The sequence below is a fragment of the Luteibacter sp. genome (assembly GCF_036499525.1).
Classification (GTDB): Bacteria; Pseudomonadota; Gammaproteobacteria; order Xanthomonadales; family Rhodanobacteraceae; genus Luteibacter.
The window spans coordinates 23735-31013 of record NZ_DASYDO010000008.1 but is presented as its reverse complement, the minus strand read 5'-3'; the positions used below and the strand labels follow the sequence as shown (position 1 = coordinate 31013).

Below are 7279 nucleotides of genomic sequence, written 5' to 3'. Positions count from 1 at the left end.
CGCCTTGCGCGCGACAGATTTTCGCCAAAAGCCTCAGGACCTGCTGCTTTCTCACGAAAAATCTGTCGCGCGCAAGGCGCGCTCCTACGACGCTGACTGGGCCTCGAGCTTCTTCGCCGGGGCCAGCCTGTCCTGCAGGCGGTTCATGTACAGGTAGATCACCGGCGTGAGGTAGAGCGTCAGGATCTGCGATACCACCAGGCCACCCACCACGGCCAGGCCAAGCGGGCGGCGGGTTTCCGCGCCCGCGCCAATACCCAGCGCGATGGGCAGCGTGCCCGCGAAGGCCGCCATCGTCGTCATCATGATCGGGCGGAAACGCACGCGGCACGCCTCGTAGATCGCATCGAACGGCGCCATGCCTTCTTCGCGCTGACGTTCCAGCGCGAAGTCGATCATCATGATCGCGTTCTTCTTCACGATGCCCACCAGCATGATGATGCCGACGAAGGCGAACAGGTCGAGCGACGCGTTGAAGATCACCAGCGTGAGTAGCGCACCCACCGCGGCGGCCGGCAAGCCGGAGAGAATCGTCAGCGGGTGGATGAAGCTCTCGTAGAGGATGCCCAGCACGAGGTAGATCACGAACACGGCCAGCAGGAGCAGCAGGCCCATGCCCTTCACCGAATCCTGGAAGGCCTGCGCCGTGCCCTGCACAGCACCGCTAAGCGTGGGCGGCAGCTTCATTTCCGTGGTCGCGCGGTCGATGCTTGCCACCGCGTCGCTCAGCGACACGCCCGGCGCGAGGTTGAACGACACCGTGACCGCAGGCAGCTGGCCCTGGTGGTTCACCGTGAGCACCTGCGGCTTACGCAGGAAGCTAGCCACCGTATTCAGCGGGATCAGCTTGCCGCTGTCCGAAGTCACGTAGAGGCGGGAGAGCACGGCGGGATCGTCCTGCATACGGCGCTCCACCTGCAGGATCACCCAGTATTGCGTGGCCGAGCCGTAAATCGTGGAGATCTGGTTCTCGCCGAACGCCGTGCCCAGCGCCGTCTGCACCTGGTCCATGGTGAGGCCGAGCGGCGCGAGCTTGTCGCGGTTCACCGTGACTACCATCGACGGACTGTTGAGGTCCAGGTCGGTGGTGACGTCCTGGAAGCCCGGCAGCTTCTGGAACGCGGCGACCAGCTTGCCGGACCAGTCGTACAACGCATTCAGGTCGGTGGACTGCACCGTGTACTGGTACTGCGCCTTCGACTGGCGACCACCCACCTGGATCGCCGGCGGGTTCTGTATGTAGGTACGGATGCCGGGCACTTCGGAGAACCGGTGCCGCAGTTCCTGGATGATCTCGTCCGGCGTCGTGCCCCCGCGCTCGTCGCTCGGCTTCAGGCGCAGCAGCAAGGAACCGTTGTTCACCGTCGAGCGCGAGCCGCCGGCGCCCACGCTGGACATCACCGCCTCGACGTTCGGGTCTTTCTGCGCAATGGCGGCCAGCGCCTGCTGGCGAGCCGCCATCGCGGCGAAGGAAATGTCCGTCGGGCCTTCCGTGGTCACGCGCAACTGCCCGCTGTCTCCCGCGGGGATGAAGTCCTTCGGCGTGATCGCGAACAGGACGCCTGTCGCGGCCAGGCTGAGGGCGAACACGCCGACGACGGTCCGTGGATGACGCATGCCCCAGGCGAGCGAACTCGTATAGCCGTTCGACACGGCCGTGAACCCGCGATCGAACCACACCACGATGAAGCTGCGCTTGTCGTGCAGGTGAGCCTTGACGAAGCGGCTGCACAGCATCGGGGTCAGCGTGATCGAAACGAAGCCGGAGATCAGGATCGATACGCTGATGACGACCGCGAACTCGTGGAACAACCGGCCGACGATGCCGCCCATGAACATCACCGGGATGAACACGGCCACCAGCGACAGCGTCATCGAGAAGATGGTGAAGCCGATCTCGCCGGCACCCTTCACCGCCGCATCGAAAGGCACTTCGCCCGCCTCGATGTGGCGCATGATGTTTTCCAGCATCACGATGGCATCGTCGACGACGAAGCCCACCGCGAGCGTCAGCGCCAGCAGGGACAGGTTGTCCAGGCTGTAGCCGAGCGCGAACATGGCCCCGAAGGTGCCGAGCACTGAAATGGGCAGCGCCACGGCCGGAATGAGCGTGGCCGACGCATTGCCCAGGAACAGGTAGATCACCAGCACCACGAGGATGCCCGCGAGCACCAGCGTGAACTGCACGTCATGCACGGAATTGCGGATCGACTCCGAGCGATCGTACATGACGCTCAGTTTCACCGATGGGGGCAGCGTCGCCGTGAAGCCCGGCAAGAGGCCGAGGATATTGTCGACCGTCTCCACCGTGTTGGCGCCCGGCTGTCGCTGGATCGCGAGGGTGATCGAGCGCGAGCCGTTGAACCAGCTTGCCTTCTGGTCGTCCTGCACGCTGTCGCGCGGCGTGGCGATGTCGGACAGCCGCACGGGCGCACCGTTGCGATAGGCGACGACCACCTGCCCGTAATCCGCCGCGCGCATCAGCTGGCCGTCCGACCGGATCGAGAGCAGCTGGCGTTTACCGTTGAGCGAGCCCGTGGCCTTGTTCACGTTGGCGGCCGCGATGGCGTCGCGCATCTGGTCCACGCCGATGCCGGTGGCAGCCAGCCGATCGGGATCGACGGCGATGCGCACGGCGTACTTCTGCGAACCGTAGACGTTTACCTGGGCTACGCCGTCAACCATCGACAGGCGCTGGGCCAGTTCGGTTTCGGCGTAGTCGTCCACGGTGGACAGGGGCAGCGTCGACGACTGCATGGTGAGGTAGAGGATCGGCGCGTCGGCCGGATTCACCTTGCGGTAGGTGGGCGGCGTGGGCATCTCGCGCGGCAGCTGGCGCGTCGCGGCGGAAATGGCCGCCTGCACGTCCTGAGCCGCGCCGTCGATGCTGCGGTCCAGGGCGAAGGTGACCGTGATGGCCGTCGAGCCCAGCGAACTGGACGAGGTCATCGAATCGATGCCGGCGATGGTCGAGAGCTGCGCCTCGAGCGGCGTGGCCACCGACGAGGCCATCGTTTCCGGCGAGGCGCCGGGCAGGCTGGCGCTGATGTTGATCGTCGGGAAGTCGACGTTGGGCAACTCGTTGACCGGCAGCTTCGGGTAGGCCGCGATGCCGAAGATGACCAGTGCCGACATCAGCAGTGTGGTCATCACGGGCCGGCGGATGCAGAGTTCCGGCAAGTTCATGGGTGGGCCCTCAACCCTTGTCGACGCGCACGCGGGCGCCGTCGACGAGCAACATCTGGCCTTCCGTGACGACGCGTTCACCGGCCTGCAGGCCCTTGTCGACGACCACGCGGTCCGCGGTGGTCGCGCCAGTGGTAATCGTACGCTGTTCCACGGTGCCGTCCGTCTTCACCACGAAGACGAAGGTGCCGGCCGTGGAGCTCTGCAAGGCCACCACGGGGATGCTCACGGCGTCGGAAAGACGCGTGGTGGGCAGGGTCACCTCGGCGAACTGGCCCGGCGTCAGCCGGCCGTCCGCGTTCTCGAAGCGACCCTTCAACACGATGGTGCCGGTCGTGGCGTCCACCGTGTTGTCGATGAATTCCAGCTCGCCGTCCAGCGGGGTGCCGTCGTCGCCGGGAATCTTCGCGTGCACCGGCAGCGGCCCTCGGCGCACGCTGTTGCGCACCGCGGCGAGGCTGTCTTCGGGGATGGAGAAGGCGACGCGGATCGGGTCCACCTCGTTGAGCACCACGATGTCGGTGGTGTCGGCGCTCAGGGTGGCCCCCGGATAAGCGAGCGGTGCGCCGGTCACGCCATCGAAGGGCGCGACGATGGTGGTGAAATCCAGCATCGTCTTCGCGGCGCGCGCTGCGGCACGATCGCTCTCGAGAGTGGCACGGGCCACGCCGAGGTTGGCCTTGTAGAGGTCGAAGTCCGCCCGGCTGACGAAACCCTTGCCGAGCATGTTCTGGTAGCGGGACAGGTCGGCCTCGGCCTTGACCAGTTGGGCCTGATCGCGAGCCACGTTGCCCATGGCTTCGTCGTAAGCGGCCTGCAGGGGGCGGGGATCCACCTTCGCCAGCAGGTCGCCCTTCTTCACATGGGTGCCGGGCGTGAAGGCGAGGGACTCTAGCTGTCCATCGACACGGGAACGGACGTTCACCGTCGAATACGCCTCGGCACGTCCAATCACCTTGAGGGACAGGTCGATCTCGCCACGCGTCGCCACCGCGGTGGTGACCGGGACACCTGCCGCCTGCCCTTTGTCGGGGGTACGCTTGGCTTTGCCATCGGCCTCATGCCGCCACATGCCGAAAACGACGGCGGCGACGACCACGAGGACGACGATGAGTAGGAGTTTCTTCCCGGGGGATCGCTGCATGTGGGGCTCCGGCCGAATCCTTGGGGGTTCGGTCGCCACGCTGGGGAGGCGTGGACTGGTTTCAGGGACGGTTATCCACGGAAGCTAACGCACCTGCCGACGATCGGTTGACTGCGATTCAGCTTTCCTCGCCAGGACCGTCGAGGCCCTGGAGGTTTTCCTTCATGCGATCCAGCACGGCCAGCATGGTCTGCAAATCCGTCGTCGAAATACCCCGGGTGGCATCCCGGCGGAGACCCCGGGCGATATCCTCCATGTTGTCGATGACGCCCCGAGCCTGGTCGGTGTCGTGAAGGCGCCAGGCGCGACGGTCCTTTGGATCGGCGCGGCGCTCGACGAAGCCTGCCGCCTGCAGGCGATCGATGACGCGACCCACGGCGATGGGCTCCATGTCCAGCTGTTCGGCCAGTTCGTTCTGGCGCATGCCGGGGCGGCGGTGCAGCGCCTTCAAGGCACGCCACTGGGCGCGGGTCAGTCCGAAGCGCACGGCCCGTCGATCGAAGTGCTTGCGGAAGAGCAAGGTCACGTCGTTCATGAGGAATGCGAACGAGATATCTTCGACTTTGAGTTCGGCCATGGCTTTGGGGTGGATCATTTAGATTGTCACGGACATCGTAGCCAAATGCCGTGCGACCGTCATAGGTGGTTTTTTCTTATGTATTTCGAAGTGATTGAAGCGGATATCACCACCCTGACGGTGGACGCGATCGTGAATGCCGCGAATGAATCCCTGCTGGGTGGCGGAGGTGTCGACGGGGCGATCCATCGTGCCGCCGGACCGGCCTTGCTGGCCGCCTGCAGGGCTTTGCCGGAAGTGCGTAAGGGCGTTCGCTGCCCTACTGGCGAGGCTCGCATCACCCCCGGCTTCGCCCTGCCCGCGCGCTTCGTCATCCACACGGCCGGGCCAGTCTGGCACGGGGGCGGCCATGGCGAACCTGGCCTTCTGGCCGACTGCTATAAGAATTGCCTCAAACTCGCGCGCGACGAGGACGTGAAATCCATCGCCTTCCCCGCCATCAGCGCGGGGATCTATGGCTACCCGGCGGAAGCCGCTGCGGAAATAGCCGTCCGGACGATCCGCGAAGCCGCGTGGGGGCCGGAGCGGGTGGTGTTCTGCACCTTCGGCGCCCGGATGACGCGGATCTACAAGGCCCTGACGTAGGAGCGCGCCCTGCGCGCGACAGCGTTTGGGCTTTTGAGCAACAGGGCCTGGGCCTCTTCGCGAAAAGCTGTCGCGCGCGGCGCGCGCTCCTACCTGGGGTAGAGGGGTGGCAGGCCGTCGCCGCTCCTCGCCGATGACGAGGGCTTCCAGTCGAAGCCCTTCGCGAAGGCATCGCGCAGGATCGCTCCGGGTGTGTCTCCGCTTGCAAAGCGGGCGCGTTGCAACGTGGCGATCGCATCGGGCTGGGCCCCCTCGCGCAAGGCGCCGGACAGGTCGCCCAGAGAGCGGACGGACGGCCGGACGGTGCGCGCCCACCCAAGCAGGCTGCGCTCCATCGCCACGGGGTCGGTGCCCGACGCCGCCTTGAGGAACAGGTCGTGTGCCGGGCGCTCGCGGGTGGGACCATCGGACGCGACGATCGGCGCCTCCGCCTGACGGAAGCGGCCTCTGCGAGCGACGAGAACCCATGCCGCCAGCGTCAGCAGCCACAGCACGAGCATGCCGATGAACAGGGAGCGCCATGGGAAGCCAGCCGGAGTAGGAGACGATGGGGCCACGCCACCGGCCGTTGGAGCCGGTGCGGGCGAGGCATCGGCAGGCGCCTTCGCCGCAGCCGCTCCCGCGGTGGATGCGGATGGCACCGCCGCACCCTCTCCCACTTCGATATCGTGCGCCGGCACCGTGGCTACTTCGGGCTTGTTTGTGACGACGTTCCACCAGTGCAGCGTGGTCCCCGGGATGTGCAGCGTGCCCGCGCGCGTGGGCACCACGGCGAATCCCTGCTGACGACGGCCGGTGACCCAGGAGCCACTGTTGCCTCCACCCGTGACGGCCTTGTCCGGATAAACGTCCGCGCCCTCGAGCTTCGGCAGCGACAGTGCGGGCAATGCTTCGAACGGCATGCCGGTGGCGGACAGGTGCATGGTCAGCGTGATCGGCTGGCCTACGCGCCCCTTACCATCCACAGGCCATCCATCGAGCGACAGCTTGAGGTCACGGGCGGGAATCCACGCACCCTCGGTCGCGGAAGACGGACGTCCCTGCACGTCGATCCGTAGCTTGTCGGCCACGGCGTTAACGGGTTCGCCGGCGCCGAAGAATGAATTCGCGTCGGTCGGATCCACGGCCGTACCCTGGAACGTGGGCGGCTGGATCTCGAGCATGCCGGCATGCTGCGGGAAGATCGCGTAATGCCGCTCGACCACGTTGAAGCGGCGGCCGCCGCGCATGGTCTGGTAATTCGCGTCCTGGCCTATGCGACGCACCTCCGCACCCTCCGCCGACGGATCGCCCAACTGCCCGTCAGCAAGGTTCACCGCGAAGTAGAGGCGCAACGTGTAATCGATCTGCTGGCCCACATAAGCCTGCACCGGATCGGCCTTGCCCTCGAGCACGATGGGACGATCCGCAGCCACGGCGCCTGTATCGCTCGACGCCACGACATCGAGCGACACCGGCTGTGTCTCCTGGCCGCCGATCGACAGCGCCGGAATGGTGAGGTGGCCTTCGCGACGCGGGCGCAGCGCGATGCCGAGGATCGTCGTCGATTCGCGACGACCGTTGATGATGCTCAACGTGTGGTTCGTCGAGGTGCCAAGAACGACGAAGTCGGGCGTCAGCGGCGAAAGGTCGGGCGAATCCGTCGCCTGATCGCCGATCTCGATGTTCAGCGTGACTGTTTCGCCCACGCCGACCTTGCTGCGGTCGAGCGACGCCACCGGGGCGGCCTGTGCCCAGGCCAGCAACGGCAGGCATCCCAGTACCAGTCCCAGCAGGATCCCGCGCAT

General features: G+C 66.2%; 5 protein-coding genes. 1 reads left to right on the top strand and 4 read right to left on the bottom strand.

Annotated elements, in window-relative coordinates:
* Nucleotides 1–84: 84 nt before the first annotated feature.
* The 3 genes from VGM71_RS00890 to VGM71_RS00880 all read right to left on the bottom strand — a co-directional run bounded on the left by VGM71_RS00890 (nt 85) and on the right by VGM71_RS00880 (nt 4925).
* Nucleotides 85–3186 carry an efflux RND transporter permease subunit gene (locus VGM71_RS00890; protein ID WP_331541873.1) on the bottom strand — a complete coding sequence of 1034 codons (3102 nt, stop codon included), beginning with the start codon at nt 3184–3186 and terminating at the stop codon, nt 85–87.
* Between the two features lie 10 nt (nt 3187–3196).
* Complete coding sequence (locus VGM71_RS00885) at nt 3197–4330, bottom strand: efflux RND transporter periplasmic adaptor subunit (RefSeq protein WP_331541872.1); 1134 nt, start codon at nt 4328–4330, stop codon at nt 3197–3199.
* Between the two features lie 118 nt (nt 4331–4448).
* Nucleotides 4449–4925: a MarR family transcriptional regulator gene (locus VGM71_RS00880; protein WP_331541871.1), complete on the bottom strand. Its 477-nt coding sequence runs from the start codon at nt 4923–4925 to the stop codon at nt 4449–4451.
* Nucleotides 4926–4985: 60 nt separating this feature from the next.
* Here VGM71_RS00880 and VGM71_RS00875 point away from each other — a divergent pair, with 60 nt between their 5' ends.
* A complete protein-coding gene (locus VGM71_RS00875) occupies nt 4986–5492 on the top strand; it encodes an O-acetyl-ADP-ribose deacetylase (RefSeq protein WP_331541870.1) in 507 nt (168 codons plus the stop codon).
* A gap of 89 nt (nt 5493–5581) precedes the next feature.
* On the opposite strand, the gene VGM71_RS00870 is transcribed toward VGM71_RS00875, so the two are convergent.
* Nucleotides 5582–7279 carry a BatD family protein gene (locus VGM71_RS00870; RefSeq protein WP_331541869.1) on the bottom strand — a complete coding sequence of 566 codons (1698 nt, stop codon included), beginning with the start codon at nt 7277–7279 and terminating at the stop codon, nt 5582–5584.